The organism is Tenacibaculum lutimaris (genome assembly GCF_003610735.1).
Classification (GTDB): Bacteria; Bacteroidota; Bacteroidia; order Flavobacteriales; family Flavobacteriaceae; genus Polaribacter; species Polaribacter lutimaris.
In genome coordinates this window covers 547,407-568,428 of sequence record NZ_RAQM01000006.1, presented here as the reverse complement: position 1 = coordinate 568,428, position 21,022 = coordinate 547,407, and the positions used below count along the sequence as shown (strand labels likewise).

General features: G+C 33.2%; 14 protein-coding genes. 8 read left to right on the top strand and 6 right to left on the bottom strand.

The genetic code is table 11. The features are described from left to right. Window positions 1–66 precede the first annotated feature (66 nt). The gene (locus C8N26_RS02745; RefSeq protein WP_120185911.1) at window positions 67–2,763 is read right to left on the bottom strand and encodes a GEVED domain-containing protein; all 2,697 of its coding nucleotides are present in this window, start codon (window positions 2,761–2,763) and stop codon (window positions 67–69) included. A 327-nt stretch (window positions 2,764–3,090) separates the two neighbouring features. On the opposite strand from C8N26_RS02745, the gene C8N26_RS02740 reads away from it, so the two are divergent. Genes C8N26_RS02740 through C8N26_RS02715 form a run of 6 tightly spaced genes read left to right on the top strand, consistent with a single transcriptional unit; the run spans window position 3,091 to window position 9,839 of the window. Beyond that, on the top strand, window positions 3,091–4,752 hold the full coding sequence (locus tag C8N26_RS02740; RefSeq protein WP_120185910.1) for an ABC transporter ATP-binding protein: 1,662 nt from the start codon (window positions 3,091–3,093) through the stop codon (window positions 4,750–4,752). Between the two features lie 57 nt (window positions 4,753–4,809). Continuing rightward, complete coding sequence (locus C8N26_RS02735) at window positions 4,810–5,826, top strand: sugar phosphate nucleotidyltransferase (protein WP_120185909.1); 1,017 nt, start codon at window positions 4,810–4,812, stop codon at window positions 5,824–5,826. A gap of 49 nt (window positions 5,827–5,875) precedes the next feature. Beyond that, window positions 5,876–6,793, top strand: coding sequence for a tetratricopeptide repeat protein (locus tag C8N26_RS02730; protein WP_120185908.1), 918 nt, complete (start codon window positions 5,876–5,878; stop codon window positions 6,791–6,793). Between the two features lie 24 nt (window positions 6,794–6,817). After that, window positions 6,818–7,585 (top strand): DUF4292 domain-containing protein, encoded by a 768-nt coding sequence (locus C8N26_RS02725; protein ID WP_120185907.1) that lies wholly within the window; start codon window positions 6,818–6,820, stop codon window positions 7,583–7,585. Then, window positions 7,585–8,799: a murein hydrolase activator EnvC family protein gene (locus C8N26_RS02720; RefSeq protein ID WP_120185906.1), complete on the top strand. Its 1,215-nt coding sequence runs from the start codon at window positions 7,585–7,587 to the stop codon at window positions 8,797–8,799. Before C8N26_RS02725 ends, C8N26_RS02720 begins: the two co-directional genes overlap by 1 nt. A 5-nt stretch (window positions 8,800–8,804) precedes the next feature. Beyond that, window positions 8,805–9,839 (top strand): AI-2E family transporter, encoded by a 1,035-nt coding sequence (locus C8N26_RS02715; protein ID WP_120185905.1) that lies wholly within the window; start codon window positions 8,805–8,807, stop codon window positions 9,837–9,839. Between the two features lie 5 nt (window positions 9,840–9,844). Here the strand turns inward: C8N26_RS02715 and C8N26_RS02710 are convergent, their stop codons facing one another. Beyond that, a complete protein-coding gene (locus C8N26_RS02710; RefSeq protein ID WP_028891640.1) occupies window positions 9,845–10,357 on the bottom strand; it encodes an acyl-CoA thioesterase in 513 nt (170 codons plus the stop codon). A gap of 59 nt (window positions 10,358–10,416) precedes the next feature. Next, window positions 10,417–11,316, bottom strand: a complete 900-nt coding sequence (locus C8N26_RS02705; protein ID WP_120185904.1) for an HU domain-containing protein — start codon at window positions 11,314–11,316, stop codon at window positions 10,417–10,419. Window positions 11,317–11,410: 94 nt separating this feature from the next. Here C8N26_RS02705 and dprA point away from each other — a divergent pair, with 94 nt between their 5' ends. Both dprA and C8N26_RS02695 read left to right on the top strand, forming a co-directional pair. Beyond that, window positions 11,411–12,508, top strand: coding sequence for a DNA-processing protein DprA (gene dprA, locus C8N26_RS02700; protein ID WP_120185903.1), 1,098 nt, complete (start codon window positions 11,411–11,413; stop codon window positions 12,506–12,508). A gap of 90 nt (window positions 12,509–12,598) precedes the next feature. Further along, window positions 12,599–13,687 (top strand): hypothetical protein, encoded by a 1,089-nt coding sequence (locus C8N26_RS02695; protein WP_120185902.1) that lies wholly within the window; start codon window positions 12,599–12,601, stop codon window positions 13,685–13,687. Here C8N26_RS02695 and C8N26_RS02690 read toward each other — a convergent pair. From C8N26_RS02690 to C8N26_RS02675, 3 genes are all read right to left on the bottom strand, one after another. After that, window positions 13,684–14,544, bottom strand: a complete 861-nt coding sequence (locus C8N26_RS02690) for a DMT family transporter (protein WP_245962515.1) — start codon at window positions 14,542–14,544, stop codon at window positions 13,684–13,686. The two genes, C8N26_RS02695 and C8N26_RS02690, sit on opposite strands and share 4 nt — an antisense overlap. A gap of 524 nt (window positions 14,545–15,068) precedes the next feature. Further along, window positions 15,069–18,425 (bottom strand): transcription-repair coupling factor, encoded by a 3,357-nt coding sequence (mfd, locus tag C8N26_RS02685; protein WP_120185900.1) that lies wholly within the window; start codon window positions 18,423–18,425, stop codon window positions 15,069–15,071. Window positions 18,426–18,619: 194 nt separating this feature from the next. Further along, complete coding sequence (locus C8N26_RS02675; protein WP_120185898.1) at window positions 18,620–20,044, bottom strand: hypothetical protein; 1,425 nt, start codon at window positions 20,042–20,044, stop codon at window positions 18,620–18,622. Between the last annotated feature and the right edge of the window lie 978 nt (window positions 20,045–21,022).

The following is a 21,022-nucleotide window of genomic DNA, read 5'->3' as shown; positions in this document are numbered from 1 at the left end:
TTATGCAAAGAAACAAAAAACCCGAGCAAAATTGCTTGGGTTTTATCAGAATAAAAGAATCTTCTTTTACTTCTTCATTAACTTAGTTCTTAATAATTTTTGACCATCATTAACTTCTAAAATATACATTCCTGTTTTTAATTTTGAAACGTCTAAATTTAAAGTACTTAAAACACCTGACTTTAAAACTCCTCCTCTAGGGTTTACGATTCTATACGTCATATTTTCAGCTTTAGAAGCTAATTTAACTTGCACAAAATCTTCAGATGGGTTAGGATATACCATTAAATCAGAACTGTGCTCATTTCCTAACTTTTCAGCGTCAACAAAAGTTGAATTTTCTTGTCTTGCACTCGAAACAATATTTACAGAATAATCTTCTACTTCACCATACGAAAAAGTTTCGCAAGCTGTTTGCGCAGAATTATATTTCATAGAAACACGCATTCTTGTTGTTCCTAAAGTTGCTCCTGCTGGCACATTAACTGTGGCTGTTAAATTGTTGGCACTTGATGAAGATCCTGTTACAACTTTTTCACTACTCTCAAATGTTCCATTTTGATTAAAATCAATCCAAACAGCCCAATACTCTGTATATGAAGAACTACTAAATCCTGCACTTATAATCATCTGATTTGAGCTTCCTACTGCTAAGGTTGCTGTTTTTGAAGTAAAATCAGCATATCCTCCATTATCTCCAGTTGCATTAGTCATTCCTCCTAACTCAACATTATCAATCCACTCATAAGAAGAGTTGTTTCCTTTTGATTCACAGTATGAAACTGAGTTTGATAAAGTTGTTACGTTTATTGCACTACTAGAAGCAGAAACATTTCCTGCTGCATCTTTTGCTCTTACTGAAAAAGTATATGATGTCGCTGCTGTTAATCCTGTTACATTTGTTGTAGTTCCTGTTACAGAACCAATATTGGTAGTTCCTTGATAAACATCATAACCAGTTACTCCAACGTTATCAGTAGATGCTGACCAGTTTAATGTTAAAGAAGTTTGTGTTACACTAGAAGCTGCTAAGTTTGTTGGTGCTGTTGGTGCTGTTATATCTGCTGTTCCTGCTCCAATTACTACTGTATAGTCTTCTACTTCTCCATAAGAAAATGAAGCTTCACATGCCGTTGGTACTGCATTGTATTTTAAAACTATACGCATTCTTGTTGCTCCATCTGTAGCAGAAGCCGGCACTGTAAAAGATGTACTAACAGGTGTATCTTTAGAAGCAGCCTTTGTCCAAACAGTTTCTCCTGAATCAGAAAAATCTCCATCTTGATTATAATCTATCCAAACACCATAACCTTCGTTATATGTTGTTCCTGTCCAAGTTGGTGTAATAGTAATAGTATGAGAAGTTCCTTTTGCTAAGTTCGTTGAAATAGCTGTATGGTCAGAATAACCATTTCCCCCTCCAGTACTATTATCAATAGTTCCTAATTGTACTCTTCCAATATATTCATCAGAAACACTATTTCCTTTTGATGAACAATAAGTAATAGTAACTGCTGGAGTAGTAAAAGTTGAAGAAGCACTATATGCTGAATTTGAACCATCAGAACATTTACTACGTACTTGTACTTCATATTGAGTAGATGCTGATAATCCGCTTAAAGATGTTGAAGTTCCTGAAACCGCATTAGTTGTCCATGATGAAGTTCCTGTTTGACGATATCTTACATCGTATGTAGCTCCTGAAACTGCTGTCCAAGATACTGATGCTCCTGAAGAAGTAATACTAGATACAGTTACACCTGTTGGTACCGTTGCTGTACATGAAGTAGAACCTCCTGTTTTATCTGATAAAGCTAAACTTCTACGTACTCCTCCTGACTCTAAAACAGCACGCATTCTATTTTTTTGACCTAAAGTAAATAGGTTCATACAAGTATCATCAGAGTAATCCATGTAGTTTTCAACCATATCTGCTGATCCACAAGAAGAGTGACTTGAAGCACATCCGTAGTTTGCAGCATCAGATTCTGGAGTATCAGAAACAAAATCGTCAACACCACAACCACCATCACCCCAGATGTGTCTAAGGTTTAAAAAGTGACCTACTTCGTGAGTAGTTGTTCTTCCTTTGTCAAATGGAGATGATAAATAGAAACCTGATCCTTTATCTGAACTACCAAAATATTGTGGACTCATTACAACTCCATCAGTAGCAGCGCTACCTCCTGGAAATTGTGCATATCCTAAGATTCCACCACCAATATTACATACCCACATGTTAAGGTATTCTGAAGCATCCCATGGGTCTACTCCTCCTTGTGATGATTTTTTCATCGCATCATTAGTTCCCCATGAAGTTTTAGATGATGACTTTCTTGTAATACCAGTTGTTGGATTACCATTTGGGTCTACTTGAGCTAAATAAAACTCTATTTCAGTATCTGCTGCTTGAGACCACTTATTTGTTTTATCTGAGTTCGTTCTTCTGTAATCTTCATTTAAAACATCAATTTGTGATTGAATTTGTGCCACACTGATGTTTTCTTGTGAATTACTATAAATAACGTGTACAACTACTGGGATTTGAATAATATTTCCTACTATTTTTCCTTGGTAGTTCTTCTTTTCTGCAATTCTTTTTTGAGTAAAAGACTCAATTTCTTGCATTTTGCTTTTTAAAGAAGGATTAAGGGATTGTCTGTACTCAAGGTTTTCCATTGAGTGACAGTTTCTTTTTTCTTGGGCATACGAAGCACCAACAAAAAATAAGCACAGAAGTGCTAGAGTAATTTTGTTTTTCATTTTTGAAGGGTTTTTAGTTGAATTAATAAAACTTTAAGAGCCTTTTTTAAGCTTAAACCTTAAATAAAAACTCTTAATTATTTGTTAAAACATTGACAAATATATAAAAAAAGATAAAAAAAGATGTTTTTTAAACAGTTAATTAACTGTTTATGTTTCTTTTACAAAACCAAAACAACCCTTTATCCCAGTTAAACACTAGGTTTTTTTAGGAAAGAAAAAAAGATAATCTATTACTACTTACCTATCAAACAGTTAAGATAAATCCTCTTTCTGAAAACGCGTAATGGAAATATAAATTGTATTTTTATTAAAATTTTATGATTAATGCTTGAAGTTAAAAACTTAGAAATATCCTTTAAAAACTCTCAGCCTTTAGTTCAACAAGTATCTTTTAATGTTGAAAAAAATAAAACATTAGGAATCGTAGGCGAGAGTGGTAGTGGTAAATCAATAAGTTCTTTAGCTATTTTAGGGTTACTTCCTAAAACTGCTACAGTGAAAGGTGATCTATTTTTTAACCAACAACCTTTATTAGGTTATAATGAGCAAGATTATCAAAAAATACGAGGTAATGAAATTGCCATGATTTTTCAAGAACCCATGAGTTCTTTAAACCCAACATTAACTTGTGGTTTTCAAGTTGCTGAAATGTTACAGCAACATACACAGTTACCTAATCAAGAAATTAAAGAAGAAGTTATTTCTTTGTTTTCAAAAGTAAAACTTCCCAGACCTGAGGCTATATATAACTCATATCCGCATCAAATAAGCGGCGGACAAAAACAGCGTGTAATGATTGCTATGGCAATTGCTTGTAAACCTCAACTTTTAATTGCTGATGAACCTACTACAGCATTGGATGTTACTGTACAAAAAGAAATAATTTCTTTATTAAAAGAATTACAACAAGAATTTGAAATGGGAATTATTTTTATTTCTCACGATTTAGCATTAGTTTCTGAAATTGCAGATTCTGTCGTTGTTATGCATAAAGGAAAAATAGTAGAAAAGGGTAGTGCTAACCATGTTTTTTTACATCCAAAGAAAAGTTATACCAAGGCTTTAATCAATTCGAAACCCAATACTAAAAAACGACTAAAAACCCTACCTACAGTTAGTGACTTTATCAACGAAACTATAGATTCTACAATTTATACAGATGAAGAGCGCAATGCTTTTCATCAAAAAATATACAGGCGCCCTCCTTTACTAGAAATTATAAATTTGCATAAAGATTTTATTAGTAATGCTTCATGGTTTTCAAAACCAGCTATTGTGAAAGCAGTCAATGATGTGTCTTTTAAAATTTATGAAGGAGAAACATTAGGACTAGTAGGAGAGAGTGGCTGTGGAAAAACCACTTTAAGCAGAACTATTTTACAACTAGAAAAAGCTACTTCTGGAAGTATTTTATACAAGGGCACTGACATTACGAAACTTTCAAAATCGGCTTTTAAAAAACTCCGAAAAGATATCCAAATTATATTTCAAGATCCGTTTTCTTCTTTGAATCCGAGAATTACAGTAGGTAACGCGATTTTAGAACCAATGAAGGTTCATCACATACTTAACTCGAACAATGAGCGAAAAGAATATGTGTGTAATTTGTTAGAAAAAGTAGGTTTAGAAGCATCTCATTTTAACCGATACCCACATGAATTTTCAGGTGGTCAGCGTCAACGTATAGGAATTGCTCGTGCTATTGCTTTACAACCCAAACTAATTATTTGTGACGAATCTGTTTCGGCTCTGGACGTATCTGTACAAGCTCAAGTGTTAAATTTATTAAACCAATTAAAATCAGAATTTAATTTTACTTACATATTCATTTCTCATGATTTATCTGTCGTAAAATATATGGCCGATCAATTGGTTGTAATGAACAAAGGTAGGGTAGAAGAGATTGCTGATGCAGACGAAATTTATCAACATCCAAAGACAAAATATACCCAAACATTAATCGAAGCCATTCCAAAAGGGCTATAACTTTTTTCACTGCGTTATTAATGGTATATTGCACCGTTAAAAACGAAAAAAGAGAATATGAAGATTATAGTACCAATGGCTGGAATTGGGTCTCGTTTAAGACCCCATACATTAACAACTCCTAAGCCATTAACAGTTATTGCTGGTAAATCAATTGTACAGCGATTAGTGGAAGATATTACTTCTGTTGTAGACCAACCTATAGAGGAAATTGCTTTTATAATTGGGCCTGCTGCCAAAGGATTTCCTGCTGACACAAAAGATAAATTAATAAAAATAGCAGAAAATTTAGGTGCAAAAGGTTCTGTATACGTACAAGAAGAAGCATTAGGAACTGCACACGCTATTTACTGTGCTAAAGAATCATTAGGTGGTTCTTGCGTTGTCGCTTTTGCTGATACATTATTTAAGGCTGACTTTACCTTAGACGCTAATGCTGATGGGGCTATTTGGGTGAAGCAAGTAGAAGATCCAAGCGCTTTTGGTGTGGTAAAATTAAAAGACGGTTTTATTACTGATTTTGTTGAAAAACCTAAAGAATTTGTCTCTGATTTAGCTATTATTGGTATTTATTACTTTAAAGATGCTGACAAGTTACTTGAAGAAATAAAATACTTAATTGATAACGATATCAGACCTTCTGGTGAATATCAATTAACTGAAGCTCTTGAAGCTTTAAAAGTAAAAGGAGCTAAGTTTATTCCTGGTAAAGTAAATACTTGGATGGATTGTGGTAAAAAAGATCCAACTGTAGATACTAACAAGCAAGTTTTAGGTTTTGAACAAGCTGATGGCAACAATTTAGTGTCTGAAGACGTTGTATTAGAGAACGCTGAAATTATTCAGCCATGTTATGTTGGAAAAAATGTAGTGTTAAAAAACACTAAAATTGGTCCTTATGTTTCAATTGGAGAAAATAGTGTTGTTGAAAACTCAACAATAACAAACTCTTTAATTCAAACAAATGTGCATATTTCAAATGCCAATTTAGATAATGCAATGATTGGTAACCACGCAAAATACAATGCTAATTATACATCGGTAAGTATAGGTGATTATACAGAGCTTACATAAAACCTCTAGAGAAAAGAGAAGAAAGAACAGTCTTTTTTCTAAAACACTATTGTTTTTTTTCTTTCTTCTTTTTTCTTCCTTTTTAAATGCACAAGATAGCATTCCTTCTGCTGTGGATGTTAACGAAAGAAACAATTTTGAGTTTCAACAGCACTTTTTCAAAGCACTTTCAGACAAAGCTATTTTCAATTACAAAAATGCTATTGAACATTTAGAAAAGTGCAATAAAATACTTCCTAATAATACCGCTGTTTTATTTGAACTTTCTAAAAACTACACAAGCTTAGGCAGAAACCCTGAAGCTTTAAGCTATATTGATATGGCCTTAACTAATGATCCTAGTAATTTATGGATGTTAGAACATAAAGTCACCATCTTAAGAAAGCTTGCTAATTTTGAAGATGCCATAATCACACAACAAAAAATTGCAGAAAAATACCCTAAGAAAAAACAAGTTTTGGTTTATTTACATCTTCAAAACAAAGATGTTGACGCTGCTAAAACTGTCTTATCTGAATTAAGAGAGGCAAAATTATTAAACGCTCAGCTACGTAAAATTGAAGAAAACTTAATTGCTCGTACGGTAAAAGTAGTTGCCTCAAATAAAATATCTGAAAATGTAGATTCTAAATCGCTTTTTGAAAAAGAAAGGTCATTTATTAATTTAAAAACTTTACTGGAAGAGTTAGCTACCGAAAATAATTCTGATTTATTAAAGTACAGTGAAGAGGGATTGACGCTTTTTCCTGCACAGCCTTTTGTTTACTTAATGAATGGTAAAGCATATAATAATAGCAAAAATTTTAAAAAAGCATTAGTAAGCTTACAAAACGGCATTGATTTTGTTATTGACAATAACGAAATAGAAGCAAAGTTTTATTTAGAAATGGCAAGGTCTTATCATGGATTAAACGATATTAAAAAATCAAATTCTTACAAAAATAAAGCCGCAAAAATTTTAAAGTAAACTAGCATCGTTAGTATAAATTATATGAGATACATCACTCTTTTACTTATAGTATTCTTAGGCCTTACCTCTTGTAAGTCTACCAAAAATGTTACTAGTAGCACAGCTATTAAAGAACTTTCTGCTCGAAAAGTTGCGAAAAAACATAGCTCTGCAAACTTTGATAAAGAAACAATTGATGCTAGATTAAAGGTTAATTATAAAGATAACAGGGAAAATGTTGGTTTTTCTGTTCGTATGAAAATTAAAAAAGATGAGGTTATTTGGTTGAAAGGATCTAAAATGATTACCGTTTTTAAAGCTAAAATTACCCCAACCAAAGTACAATTTTACTCTCCTTATAAAAAGAATTTTTTTGATGGAGATTTTTCCATGTTAAAAGAACTGTTAGGAACCGATATTAATTTTCAACAATTACAAAACATGTTATTAGGCGAAGCTTTAGTTGATGTAAAGTCTGAACGTCAAGAAGTAACTATTAATGAAAACTCATATCAATTATCTCCAAAAAAGCAATCAGAATTGTTCGATTTGTTTTTTTACATCAACCCTTTGCATTTTAAACTCAACAAACAATCAGTTGTAAATCCACTAAAAAATCAACGCTTAGATATTAGTTATCTTAAATATTCTAAAAAAAATAGTACTTTATTCCCTGAAAAAATTAACATACAAGCTAAAGAAAATAATAAGTTTACTATTATTGATATTCATACGCGTTCGGTTGAATACAACACAAAATTAAATGTAGATTTTACTATTCCTAACGGATATAAAGAAATTCAATTATAATGAAGCACTCTGTTTATTACATCTTTTTATGCCTGTTTTTTATCGGACTTTCTTCTTTTGGTCAAAGTAGAAAAGAACTTGAGAATAAGCGAAAAAAACTTCAAAATGAAATACAACAGGTTAACAGTCTTATCATTAAAACCAACAAAAAGAAAAGTAACGCTTTAGACGATTTAAAAGATTTAAGCCAAAAAATTACGGTACGTGAACGCTTAATTGAAACGATAGAGTTAGAGTCGAAAGCCTTGTCTTTAGAAATTAAATCAAACGAAAAAGAGCTTAAAAAATACAACGATGAATTGGCTAAACTAAAAGCTGATTATGCTGATATGGTTGTAAAATCATACAAAAGTAAATCGCAACAAAGCAAAACCATGTTTTTACTTTCTTCTGAAAGCTTTTATCAAGCTTACAAACGTTTAAAATACATGCAACAATACAGTGATTTTAGACGAAAACAAGGAGAAGAAATTGTTGTAAAAGCCAAAGAAATTGAGCAATTAAACGATTCGTTAATTGTGCAAAGAAAAACAAAAGAGGCGTTACTTTCTGATGAGAAAAATCAGAAAAAAGAAATTGAAGAAGACAAAAAAGATCAAGAACAACTGATTTCAAAAATTAAAAAGGAAGAAAAAAAATATAAAAACGAACTACAACAAAAGCAAAAAGAAGAAAAAAGAATTGCTGCTAAAATTGACAAGTTAATTAGAGACGCTATTGCCAAAGCTAATAAAGGTAAAAAAACCGATAAAGGTAAAACGAGTAGTTCTGGGTTTATTTTAAATGCTGAAGAAAAAGCCTTATTAGCTAATTTTGAACAAAATAAAGGTAATCTTCCTTGGCCTGTTAATGGTATTATTACCAGAAAATATGGAGTACAACCGCATCCAACCTTTCCCGGAATTAAAATCAACAGTCACGGATTATATATCGCAACCAAAGCAAATACCGATGTAAAAAGTATTTTTAACGGAAAGGTATTGGTCATTCAATTACATCCTGATGGTAAAAAATCTGTTTTAATACAACACGGTAACTATATTTCTGCTTATAATAAACTAAAAGAAGTATATGTTAAAAAAGGAGAAACTGTAAAAACAGGTGATAAATTAGGGAAAGTTTTTACTGATAAAATTACTGGTAAAACACAACTTAGTTTTATGCTGTATAAAAACAAAGACCGATTGAATCCTTCACATTGGATTCGTTCATAATAACCATGAAAAACGCTGCCAACTTTATTATCGTAACCGTAGCTGTTTTAGCTACCTTAGTTATCGGAAAAGGAATTTTAATTCCTTTCATTTTCGCACTTATTTTTTGGTTTTTAACAAGAGAAATTCGAAAAACTATTTATAAAATCCCTTTTGCTAAACGATTTATTCCTTTTTGGTTGAGTAATGTGTTTGTGTTTAGTCTTATTGTTTTAGGTTTCGGGTTTGTTTCTGAAATTATTACCAATAGTATTTCCAATTTAACCACATCTTATTCGAAGTATGAACCCAATGTTGATGCTATCATCAAAAGTTTAGATACTTTTTTTCATATTGATATCATCACTTCAGTAAAATCGGTAGTAGGAGATTTTGATTACGGCTCTGTTTTAGGCGATATCGCCAACGGAATTAGTAGTTTGCTAGGCGATACCTTTATGATTATTATTTATGCCTTATTTATCTTCTTAGAGGAAAGTAATTTTAAGCTAAAACTACAACGTGTATTCTCTAATCATGAAGGAAGTTCAAAAAGCTTTCAATTTATCTTAAAAAAGGTAGAAAGCTCTATTTCTAACTATTTACGTTTAAAAACGTATGTAAGTTTATTAACAGGTTTTTTAAGTTATTTTGTTTTACTAATGGTTGGAGTAGATGGCGCTCCGTTTTGGGCCTTTCTTATCTTTTTATTAAACTACATTCCAACTATCGGGTCGTTAGTAGCTACAGCTTTTCCTGCTATTTTTTGTTTGATACAGTTTGGAGAATTCACTCCCTTTTTAATCGTTGTATTTGCCGTTGGTGCTATTCAGGTAGTCGTAGGAAATGTTGTAGAGCCTAAAGTTTTTGGAAAGTCATTGAATTTAAGTCCGCTAGTTACTATTCTTTCACTAGCTGTTTGGGGAGAAATTTGGGGAATTACAGGAATGATACTTTCGGTACCTATTACCGTAATTATGATTATTATCTTTTCTCAGTTTGAAAACACAAAAAACATTGCCATTTTCTTATCTGAAAGCGGCAATGTAGATGATATATAAGTGGTTTAATCCATGAAAATAGATTTTAGCTCTATGGCTTCCTTAGGATCCATTTTACCCGCTAAAACCAAGCTTAATTGCTTTCTTCGTAAAGCAGCTTCATATCGTTTTTTCTCTAACTCTGTTTCTGGTTCAATTTGTGGGATTGGTACAGGCTTTCCTGTTTCATCAACCGCAACAAACGTATAAATTCCTTCGTTAACTTTTGTTTTTTCACCAGATTGACGGTCTTCAATCCAAACATCAACATAAATCTCCATTGAAGATTTAAACGCTCGAGAAACTTTTGCTTCTAAAGTAACCACACTTCCTACAGGAACTGATTTTGAAAAAGCTACGTGGTTTACAGAAGCTGTTACTACAATTCTTCTCGAATGACGGCGTGCAGCAATACTACAAGCTCTATCCATACGAGCTAATAACTCTCCTCCAAAAAGATTGTCTAAATAATTGGTTTCTCCTGGTAATACAAGATCGGTAAGTACCGTTAACGATTCGCTAGGTGTTTTTGCTCTCATCAATTACATTTTGATGCAAAGATACAGCAAGAAAAAAATCTACCTATAATAAATTGGGTTTATTTAGCCAACAACCAAGCGTCTTCGCTTACCTTTTCTTTGATGATTTCTAAGGCTTTTCTAGCTTCTTCTTTGGTTGCATAACTAGCAAAAGCTACTTGAGTTAGTCCAAACTTGTTTTTTCCAAGAATCGTAGCTTCATATCCTTTGTTTTGTAACTCTGCTAATTTGTTTTCAGCATTGTGTACATCTTGAAAAGCACCTGCAATAATATGAAAGTTCTTAGCCTCTTTGCTAACGTTTAAATTAATCGTTGGTAACGGATTTTCAATCACAAAAGTAGCCGATTGAATTTTCTTTTGTACCGACTCTTCTTGATTAGCCAATAATTCTTGCTGTTGTTGATTCTGAACTCCATTCCAACCTACATACGCAACTCCTACAAATACTGCAGCTACCGCTGCTCTTCTTATATATAAAGGAATAGTTTTGCTTTTCTCTTCAAAAACAACAGGTAAAGGTTTTACAGTTACTTCTTTTACTCTCTCTACCGAAGGAGTAGTAACCTCAGCTAATCCAAAAGATTCTGTTAAGAAATTACTTGTAAGGTTTGGTTCAAAAACTACTTGACCAGCGTTATTTAATGCTAAACTTCCAACTGAAGCAACTTCAACAGAAGTCGTTTTTAAGTTTTTATTCCACTCAGCAACTTCACTTGCAATAAAAGTAGTAGCTTCTTCAAAAGAAATATTTTTGTCAGAAGCAATATAGTTAGCCAATAACCCATCATTATGCTGTAAATACGCATTAAAAGTTAATTGTTTTTTTGGTGGATAAAAAGTGTGAGTGGTAGTATTTACCCTTGCACCAATGGTATTGGTTACAAATCCTCCAAAATTAGGAACAATTACGCAGTCGTATCTATATAATAAATCGTTGATGTAGTTGGCTAATGTCATAAGAACAAATATAGCTTTTTCAATGTATAGTTTCAAGTGATTGTACAATTTTTATTAACAGATTTTTGTATATTGATAATCAAATTATTGCTATATGAATTCTGAAAAACTGCTTGCTGTACTACGATTACAGGCTACTAAAAATGTAGGTGATATCTTAGCAAAAAAGTTAATTACTGCTGTTGGAAATGTTGAAAATGTATTTAAAGAAAAACCACATGTGTTACATAAAATCAACGGAATTGGAACGCAGGTAACTCAGCATCTTTTTGATGATAATAACTTGAAAAGGGCAGAGAAGGAGCTCAACTATATTCAACAAAACAATATTGCTTTTTCGTATTTTTTAGATGATGATTATCCGCAAAATTTAAAACATTGTGTCGATGCTCCCATTCTTATTTTTAAAGATGGGAACCTCAACCTTAACAATGATAAAATCATTTCGATAGTCGGTACTCGAAACATGAGTTCCTACGGACGCGATTTTTGTAATCAGTTAATTGAAGAACTAAAAGAATACAATCCGATAATTGTTAGTGGATTTGCCTATGGAGTAGACATCTGTGCGCATAAAGTCGCTATAAAAAACAACTTGCAAACCATTGCTGTTTTAGCGCATGGTTTGGAAGAAATTTATCCGAAAACACATAAAAAATATATTCATGAAGTAAATAACTATGGTGGATTCATTACCGAATTCTGGCACGATGAACAGCCTATGAGGGAAAATTTTCTAAAGCGAAATCGTATTGTGGCTGGACTCTCAAAAGCAACCATCATTATTGAATCTGCTGAAAAAGGAGGGTCACTAGTTACTGCTGACATTGCCAACTCTTACAACCGAGATGTGTTTGCTCTGTCAGGAAGGGCTACAGATGTATATAGTAAAGGCTGCAATAACCTCATCAAAAATAACCAAGCACATATACTCACTTCTGCTGAAGATATTATAAAAATGCTTAATTGGGACATACCGAGAGCCTCGGCACCCATTCAAAACAAACTTTTTGTTGATTTGAATGAAGTCGAACAAAAAATCTATGATTATTTACAACAAAACGGTAAGCAAATGTTAGATGATATTGCTATTAATTGTGAATTGCCTATTTATCAACTATCCTCTATCTTAATTCAATTGGAATTAAAAGGCGTTGTAAAACCCTTACCTGGTAAAATGTTTGAAGTTTAATCGCAGTGCGATTACCAATAGTTTTGTTAAGAATCAACAAATATTATTCCAAAGAAATAAATTCAAGTATCTTTGAAAAAAGGTTTTTATATGACTTCAGAAAACAAACTTATATCACAAAAAAAACCAGCGTTTCCCGTTACTAAAAAGCTAGGAAATTATTTGAATAGACATAACCGAACGATTCAAATTCCTATTTTTTATGATGATTTATTGCGTTTTCAAGGGTCAATCGTTGTATATGATAAACACGAAAATGATACCTTGTGGGTGCGTGTATATTACAATGAGTTTGAGCGAGAAGAAATAGATTTGAGCCTAAAAAAAATCTATAACATCCTACATTCTAACGGTTCTGATGCCAGTATACAACACTTAAACATTGATGCTGTTGATTATTGTACCTTCGGAAATTCAAAGCCTTTTCGAGTAAAGGTTCGAAATATTTTGAATGATAACTACACGTATTTTTATGTAAAAAAAACCGATGCGTCTCGTATTTACGGTTTAGAACTTGAAGATATTTTATCGCCGTATAACTTGAACTTTTTAGTCTATCAAGACACCTTAATTGAAGAGCATATTTCTGGAATTCCAGGGGATGTGTTTATCAACGATTATTTAGATAATTGTATTGAAATTGAAAAGGCGCAAATAGCCAAAGAGTTTGTTAAGTTCAACGAGCGTTGTATGATTCGTTTGCTAGGAGATATGCGTTCGTACAACTACGTTGTAGTACCTACACACGATTTTGAAAATGTCGTGTATAAAATCCGCCCAATAGATTTTGATCAGCAGTGTTACGAAGGGAAGTTTAAAGTGTATTATCCGCAATTTTTTAAAGAAAACCTAAAAATGGTTCAATTAGTAGCAGATAAACTTACCTCATCATCTATAGAACAGTATCAGTTAGAAGAACGTTCTATTGTAGCCAAAAGAATTTTAGGGTCGCGTACACGTCTAAATCGCCTGATTAAAGCTATGAAAGCTGATAATATTTCAATTCCAAAGAATATTGAACGATTAAAAACAGAGATTTTTGATTTTACTGGGGATATTAACTTTAGAGATAGTGATGGAATGGGAGAAATCCTAGATAGCGCACTAACGTTTGTTCGTAGAAATTATGAAGATGTGAGTATGAAAACCATCATTCAACAGCAGCAAAAATTATATTAATTCTTTCTGCTTCGAATACTCTCAATTACAACCGTTGCTAAAATTAAACTTCCACCGATAAACGTGTTCCACGTGGGAACTTCTTTTAGGAAAATAAAAGCTAAAATAATTCCGAAAACAGGTTGAATACTACTAATTATGCTTGCGGTTGATGCGGTGAAAAACTGTAAGGAATGTACCATTAAACTATGTCCAATAGCGGTAGTTAACAACGCTAATAATAACAAATAGGGAAGTTGCTCTTGAAATCCTGAAACATCCATAAAAAATAAGACTGGAACTAATAAAACTGTAATGATTACGGTTTGATAAAACATCAACATTACTCCGTTGTATTGTATTACGTATTGCTTTAATATTAAAATTCTTATAGAATACGATAGGGCAGAGAGTAAGCCAAACAATACTCCTTGAACTTGGGTGTTTTTAATATCAAACTCAGGAGCTAGAATATACAGTCCTAATAAAACCATTAGACCTAATACAATGTGAATTGGGTTGAATTTTATCTTTAAAAATAGCGGTTCTAAAAAAGCAATCATTACCGGAAAAGTGTACAACGACAACATTCCGATGGCTACATTAGATAGTTTTAAAGCGTAGAAATATGTAATCCAATGTGCTCCCATAAAAATTCCGCCCATTAAAAACGGAAACAAATGTCTTCTTGATTGTATGGTTAAATCAATCTTTTTAAATCGGCAAAACACGTATAAAATTACCATAGCAAACACCGAGCGAAACCACACAATAACTTCTGAAGGCATTGCAATATACTTACCTAGTACTCCTGAAGTACTGATAAATAACGTAGCTAAAATAATTCCTGATAGATTTTTAATGTGGTTGGTTTGCAAACAGTAAAAATTTATTAAAATAAGCTTGAACCACATATACTTTGTATATGTGGTTCAAAAGTCATTATTCATAAGTTAAGAAGCAAAATATGTTAAAAACTTCAAGGAGTTTGTGAATAAGTATCACTTTTAATATAAATAAAGTCTTCCGATATTTGTGATAAGCCCCGTAAAAAATAAAGAGTTGGTGATGCTCTAAAGGAGTTAGAGATAATCTCTAATACAAAAACCTTGAATTTTAAATTCAAGGTTTTTTGTAAGTTTAATTTTTTTAAAACACAAATTATGAGTGATTTAAAAAATGCACCTGAAGGATATGAGTACATCTTTTGCAGGTACATCACCAAAAAAGGAAAAAGGATTTATCCAAAAAATTCTTCCTATTTCCGATTCTTAGTTAAAAAAAATAACTAAGAATTAATATCCTGGTAAGCTGCAACTTATCAGGATTTTTTGTTGTATCAACAACAACAAATATAAAAAAAAGTAAAACTTTGTATCACTAAAGTATCACTTTTTTATCATTAAACTTTCTGTAACGTCTCTAACGCTTTATGTACACTATCAATTTTTATAAATGTGATGAGTAAGCGCAATCCGTTTTTGGTTTTCTTTTCTTTCATTACACAACTTTTCGGGTTGTGCTGTACGTATTTCAACATCTTCGTAAATGCTTCCGTTTGATAAAAAGCACTTTGCTGATCGGATACAAAATATCCAATCAAACGTTTTTGCTTTAAAATCACTTTTTCTAAGCCTAATTCTTTCGCTAACCATTTAATACGAACACTGTCTAATAAATCGGCTACTTGGGTTGGATATTCACCAAAACGGTCGATAATTTCACTTTCAAAGGTTTGCAATTCTTCTTCCGTGGTTAAGGTTCCTAATTTGTTATATAAGCTCAAACGTTCGGTTACTGAATTCACATAATCATCTGGGAATAGAATTTCAAAATCGGTATCAATTTGCACCTCTTTTACATACTCTTTCGGTGCATTTTCATCCGTAGGGTATAAGTCTTTAAACTCATTTTCCTTCAGTTCTTCAATGGCTTCTTGTAAGATTTTCTGATATGTATCAAACCCAATATCGTTGATAAATCCGCTTTGTTCGCCACCTAACAAATCTCCAGCACCACGAATCTCTAAATCTTTCATGGCAATATTCAATCCGCTTCCTAAATCAGAAAACAGTTCTAATGCCTGAATTCGTTTACGCGCATCGTCGGTCATGTGATGATAAGGTGGTGTGATAAAATAACAGAAGGCTTTTTTGTTCGAACGTCCTACACGACCACGCATTTGGTGTAAGTCAGACAATCCGAAGTTATTTGCATTGTTAATAAAAATCGTATTCGCATTTGGTACATCCAAACCACTTTCAATAATCGTAGTAGAAACTAGTACATCAAACTCATTGTTCATAAAGCCAAGCATGAGTTCTTCTAACTTTTTTCCTTCCATTTGTCCGTGCCCAATCCCAATTTTTGCATTCGGAAGTAAGCGTTGTAGCAACCCTGCTACTTCTTTGATGTTTTCAATACGATTGTGGATAAAAAACACCTGTCCTCCACGAGAAATCTCGTACGAAATCGCATCACGAATGGTTTCTTCACTAAAGCGAATTACATTGGTTTCTATGGGGTGACGGTTAGGTGGTGGCGTTTTAATCACCGATAAATCTCGCGCCGCCATCAAACTGAACTGTAAAGTACGCGGAATTGGGGTTGCCGTTAAGGTTAGCGTATCTACATTTTCTTTAATTGTTTTTAACTTGTCTTTCGCTGCTACTCCAAATTTTTGTTCCTCATCAATAATCAACAATCCTAAATCTTTAAACTGAACTGCTTTATTGGTTAATTGATGTGTTCCTATCACTATATCTACACTTCCATCGGTAACACCTTCTAACACGCCTTTGCGCTGTTTTGTGGTTCTAAAACGGTTTAGATAGTCAATGGTGACCGGAAAGTCTTTTAATCGCTTAGAAAAGGTTTTAAAGTGCTGAAAAGCTAAAACCGTGGTTGGTACTAAGACTGCAACTTGTTTTCCGTTATCTACGGCTTTAAAAGCAGCTCTAATGGCAATTTCTGTTTTTCCAAAACCAACATCACCACACACCAAACGATCCATAGGTTGTTCTTTTTCCATATCGGCTTTTACCTCTTGGGTAGAAGAGAACTGATCGGGTGTATCTTCGTATAAGAAACTTGCTTCCAACTCGTGTTGCATGTGCGTATCGGGTCCGAAAGCAAATCCTTTTTGCAGTTTTCGTTTTGCGTATAACTGAATTAGGTTGAATGCAATATGTTTTACGCGGGCTTTGGTTTTTTGCTTGACTTTTTTCCAAGCATTCGACCCTAGTTTATATACTTTAGGCGGTTTTCCGTCTTTTCCATTGAATTTTGATATTTTGTGTAGCGAGTGAATGCTTACGTATAAAATATCGCGGTCGCCATAAATTAACTTGATGGCTTCTTGTTTTTTGCCTTCTACATCAATTTTTTGCAATCCTCCAAACTTTCCAATACCGTGGTCGATGTGGGTTACATAATCACCTACGTCTAATTTGGTCAATTCTTGTAGGGTGATGGATTGCTTTTTCGCGTATCCATTCTTCAATCGGAATTTGTAATAACGCTCAAATATTTGATGATCGGTATAACAAACAATTTTATTGTCTAAATCTACAAATCCTTGATATAACGGAAACACAATGGTTTCATAAGAAACTTCTTGTTCACCATCGTCAAAAATATCGTGGAAACGCTGTGCTTGCTTGTCGTTAGAACAGAAAATATAATTGGTAAATCCTTTGGCTGAAAACTCATTAAAATTCTGAATTAACAAATCGAATTTTTTGTTGAAAGAAGGCTGTGGATGGGTATCGAAGTTGATGCTTACTTCACCTTTAAAAGATTCCTCACTACGTTCGGAATGACGGTTTTTACCAATGTCTACCATGGTAAATTCTTGTAACTGATTACGAATCAGTTCACCGTTACAAAACAGTTCTTCTGGTTTTGCGTGCTTAATTTCTGTAGATAGTTCGTTGAACGACAATTCTGCTTTTCGGTAGAATTTGTCTAACGAATCGCTTAACAAGTCTACATTTTTAACAAAAACAGCGGTTTTAGACCAGATGTATTTTAAAAAGCTTTCTCTGCTTTCTTCCAACGCTTTGTTTTCTACATTGGGCATAATGCTTACTTTCTTCAGTTTTTCTTTAGAAAGTTGCGTTTCTACATCAAACGTTCGGATGCTGTCTACCTCATCACCAAAAAACTCAATACGATAAGGCTCGTCGTGAGAAAAAGAAAACACATCGATAATTCCACCACGTACCGAAAATTCTCCTGGTTCGGTTACAAAATCAACGCGTTTAAAATGGTATTCGAACAGTACTTCGTTGACAAAATCGAGCGATACTTGCTCGCCCACGGCTACTTTTAGCGTGTTTTTTTCCAGTTCTTTCTTGGTAACTACTTTTTCGAACAGCGCAGTAGGGTAGGTAACAATAATCGCAGGTTTTTTACGAGAATTGATACGGTTTAACACCTCTGAACGCAGTAATACATTGGCGTTATCGGTTTCTTCTATCTGATAGGGTCTGCGATATGAACCCGGATAAAACAACACGTTTTTATCGCCTAATAACTGCTCTAAATCGTTTAGATAATAAGCGGCTTCTTCCTTGTCGTTACAAATTAACAAGTAAGGTTTATCGGCCTGTTTAAAAGTTTCGGAAATGACAAAAGACAACGAAGAACCGACCAAATTCGTGATTTGAAAATGGTGTTGTTCTTGTTGAAGCTGATTTACAATCTGTTTTACATTATCAGATTGTTGGTATTGGTTTACAATCGATTGTTTGCTCAACGTACAAAAATTTTACGCAAATGTACGAGGATTATTTTTTGTGTGGGAGTTTTGTTTTTTAACATCTCCAGCTATGAGTAGTTGCGCGAATTAGCACTAAACTTTGCAAGTATACACCAAGCTGAAAATACTCGAAGGTTTTTAGAAGTAGGCGAGAACAAGCAATTACTTATAGCCATAGTTGCGGGTGGTTTTTATATTGTTATTTCTCTTATTCTGTCCGATAAAAATCGTTCAATCGGTTCCCAATCCCAATCATTGTAGACATTTAACAACTCAATTAAATCATTATCCACTAACGGTATCATAAGTCCTCTTCCATCATTAAACGTGTCTTTACACCTCTGAATTAATCTAGGCATATTATCAACATTTCTACACACTAAAAACCCAACTTTTCCTCTGTTTACAGAAAACCTACCTGCTAATTGGTCAACTTCTGGATTAGCAACATCTTTTGTGTAATTTTTACATTCTACAAAAATGTAGGGACAAGGTATATTATGATTCTCCGAGAGTCTTCTAAAAATTCCATCTTGAGCGGCATTATCGAATACTAAATCAATTCTTTTTCTACCATCGTGAATTTCTCTCTCTTTTATTGGATTTATAAGATGTGGGTAAAATATTAATTCTAAAATTCCAATAATAATATTATGGAAATTATCGGCATTAGCAGAACCTGTTGGTGTTGCATTTAATCTTTCAATTAAAGATGTCGCAACTGCTCTGAAATTAAATTCTGTAAACTCAATATTTGCCAAAGAGCTAACTTCTAATTCATCCTTGAACTGCTGTAAAATTTCCGGATGTTGTCTAGTGAATCTTCTCAAAAATTCTTTTGATAGTGGATTTATTTCTTTGAGACTTTTTTTGGTTACATATCTAGTTCCACTTTGACGTCTTTGAACTAAAGCTGTATTCATTCTGATGTTCTCATTTTGTAAAAAATCTAGGACAAATTGATTGTAATACCTATCAGGAACGTAAGCCTTACTAAAGGAAACTATTCCTTTGGGAACTAATAATAGTTTTCGCCCGTTTATTACGAGCATTTCTGTATGTTCAGATTCCCACTCTTCTTGTCGACTATTCCAAAAGAAACCTGAATTTACGCCAGCCGAAAGAGGAATATTGTGCAGTCTACATTGATTTTGAGTGTAATCAATCAAATGCTTTGTAATTATATTAGTCGTCATATCAGAAAGTTTGTCTTTTCCGAAATTATCAACAAATAAAATATTATCTTCTATATCTTGAATTAATCCTGTTTGTATTGCTCTACTTCTTAATAAGCTGTCATAGATTTTATCTGTATCTCCAGCTCCAACTCCTTTACCTTGAGGATTACCTCTTGACAGTCCTAAACAAGTTGTGTTCGGTTCGTGTAAATAGTCAAATAATTCTTTTGCCTCATTTTCATTTCCTGCTCTTATTAAGTCAATAACTCTTTGGAAAAAATTACGCAAAGTTAAAGTTGCTTGATTTGACCAATTATCAGTCTTTTTACTCAAAAAGAAAGGGTCTAAAAAAAGAGGTGTGTCAGTCGTAAAATCAATATCAATAAAATCTAATTCCGCTTGAGATTTATTCAGTCCAAAATGTTCACTTATTTTCATCTAATTCGGTTTTTTTGTTGAAATTGTACACAACTTGTTTAGATCTGTATAAAATACATCTCTATACTTATACAAATAGTTGTATAAACGTATTTTACGTTTCTTTTTTAGACACTAAATTAAATACATACAACCACAACTCTTTACGACAATCCATAAAGAAGTGTTTGTTGTTACTTTTTAAATAAAAAAATAGTTGAGATAAGGGGTAGTACTACTTTTTACTTTTTTTAGCGTGTTAAACATAGTAAAAAAAGAGGAGGGAGGCAAACCTTTTCGTCATTACGAGGGAAGTTATGACCGAAGTAAGCTGTTGGTTGGAAACGCATAACTTAAAGATTGCTTCGCTATCGCTCGCAATGACGGTATGAATAGCAACAACGAAACAAAAAATTTCAACGTCATTACGAGGAGGATACGACGAAGTAATCTGTTGGTTGGGAACTCACAACTTAAAGATTGCTTCGTTAACACTCGCAATGACGAATAAAAAATAAACCTAACGTCATTACGAGGGAGGTGACGACCGAAGTAATCTGTTGGTTGGGAACGCACAACTTAAAGATTGCTTCGCTATCGCTCGCAATGACGGTATGAATAGCAACAACGAAACAAAAAATTTCAACTTCATTACGAAGGAGGTACGACTGAAGTAATCTGTTAATCGAGAACGCATAACTTAAAGATTACTTTGTTAGCACTCGCAATGACGGTATGAATAGCAACAACAAAACAAAAAATTTCAACGTCATTACAAGGAGGATACGACGAAGTAATCTGTTGGTTGGGAACGCACAAGTTAAAGATTGCTTCGTTAACACTCGCAATGACGGTATGAATAGCAACAACGAAACAAAAAATTTCAACGTCATTACGAGGAGCATACGACGAAGTAATCTATTGGTTGGGAACGCACGAGTTAAAGATTGCTTCGCTAACGCTCGCAATGACGATGTAAATAATTTTGTAAATTAACAC

Coding starts and splice junctions, on each gene's coding strand:
- C8N26_RS02745 (WP_120185911.1), bottom strand. CDS start 2,763: ATGAAAAACAAAATTACTCTAGCACTTCTGTGCTTATTTTTTGTTGGT.
- C8N26_RS02740 (WP_120185910.1), top strand. CDS start 3,091: ATGCTTGAAGTTAAAAACTTAGAAATATCCTTTAAAAACTCTCAGCCT.
- C8N26_RS02735 (WP_120185909.1), top strand. CDS start 4,810: ATGAAGATTATAGTACCAATGGCTGGAATTGGGTCTCGTTTAAGACCC.
- C8N26_RS02725 (WP_120185907.1), top strand. CDS start 6,818: ATGAGATACATCACTCTTTTACTTATAGTATTCTTAGGCCTTACCTCT.
- C8N26_RS02720 (WP_120185906.1), top strand. CDS start 7,585: ATGAAGCACTCTGTTTATTACATCTTTTTATGCCTGTTTTTTATCGGA.
- C8N26_RS02715 (WP_120185905.1), top strand. CDS start 8,805: ATGAAAAACGCTGCCAACTTTATTATCGTAACCGTAGCTGTTTTAGCT.
- C8N26_RS02710 (WP_028891640.1), bottom strand. CDS start 10,357: ATGAGAGCAAAAACACCTAGCGAATCGTTAACGGTACTTACCGATCTT.
- C8N26_RS02705 (WP_120185904.1), bottom strand. CDS start 11,316: ATGACATTAGCCAACTACATCAACGATTTATTATATAGATACGACTGC.
- dprA (WP_120185903.1), top strand. CDS start 11,411: ATGAATTCTGAAAAACTGCTTGCTGTACTACGATTACAGGCTACTAAA.
- C8N26_RS02695 (WP_120185902.1), top strand. CDS start 12,599: ATGACTTCAGAAAACAAACTTATATCACAAAAAAAACCAGCGTTTCCC.
- C8N26_RS02675 (WP_120185898.1), bottom strand. CDS start 20,044: ATGAAAATAAGTGAACATTTTGGACTGAATAAATCTCAAGCGGAATTA.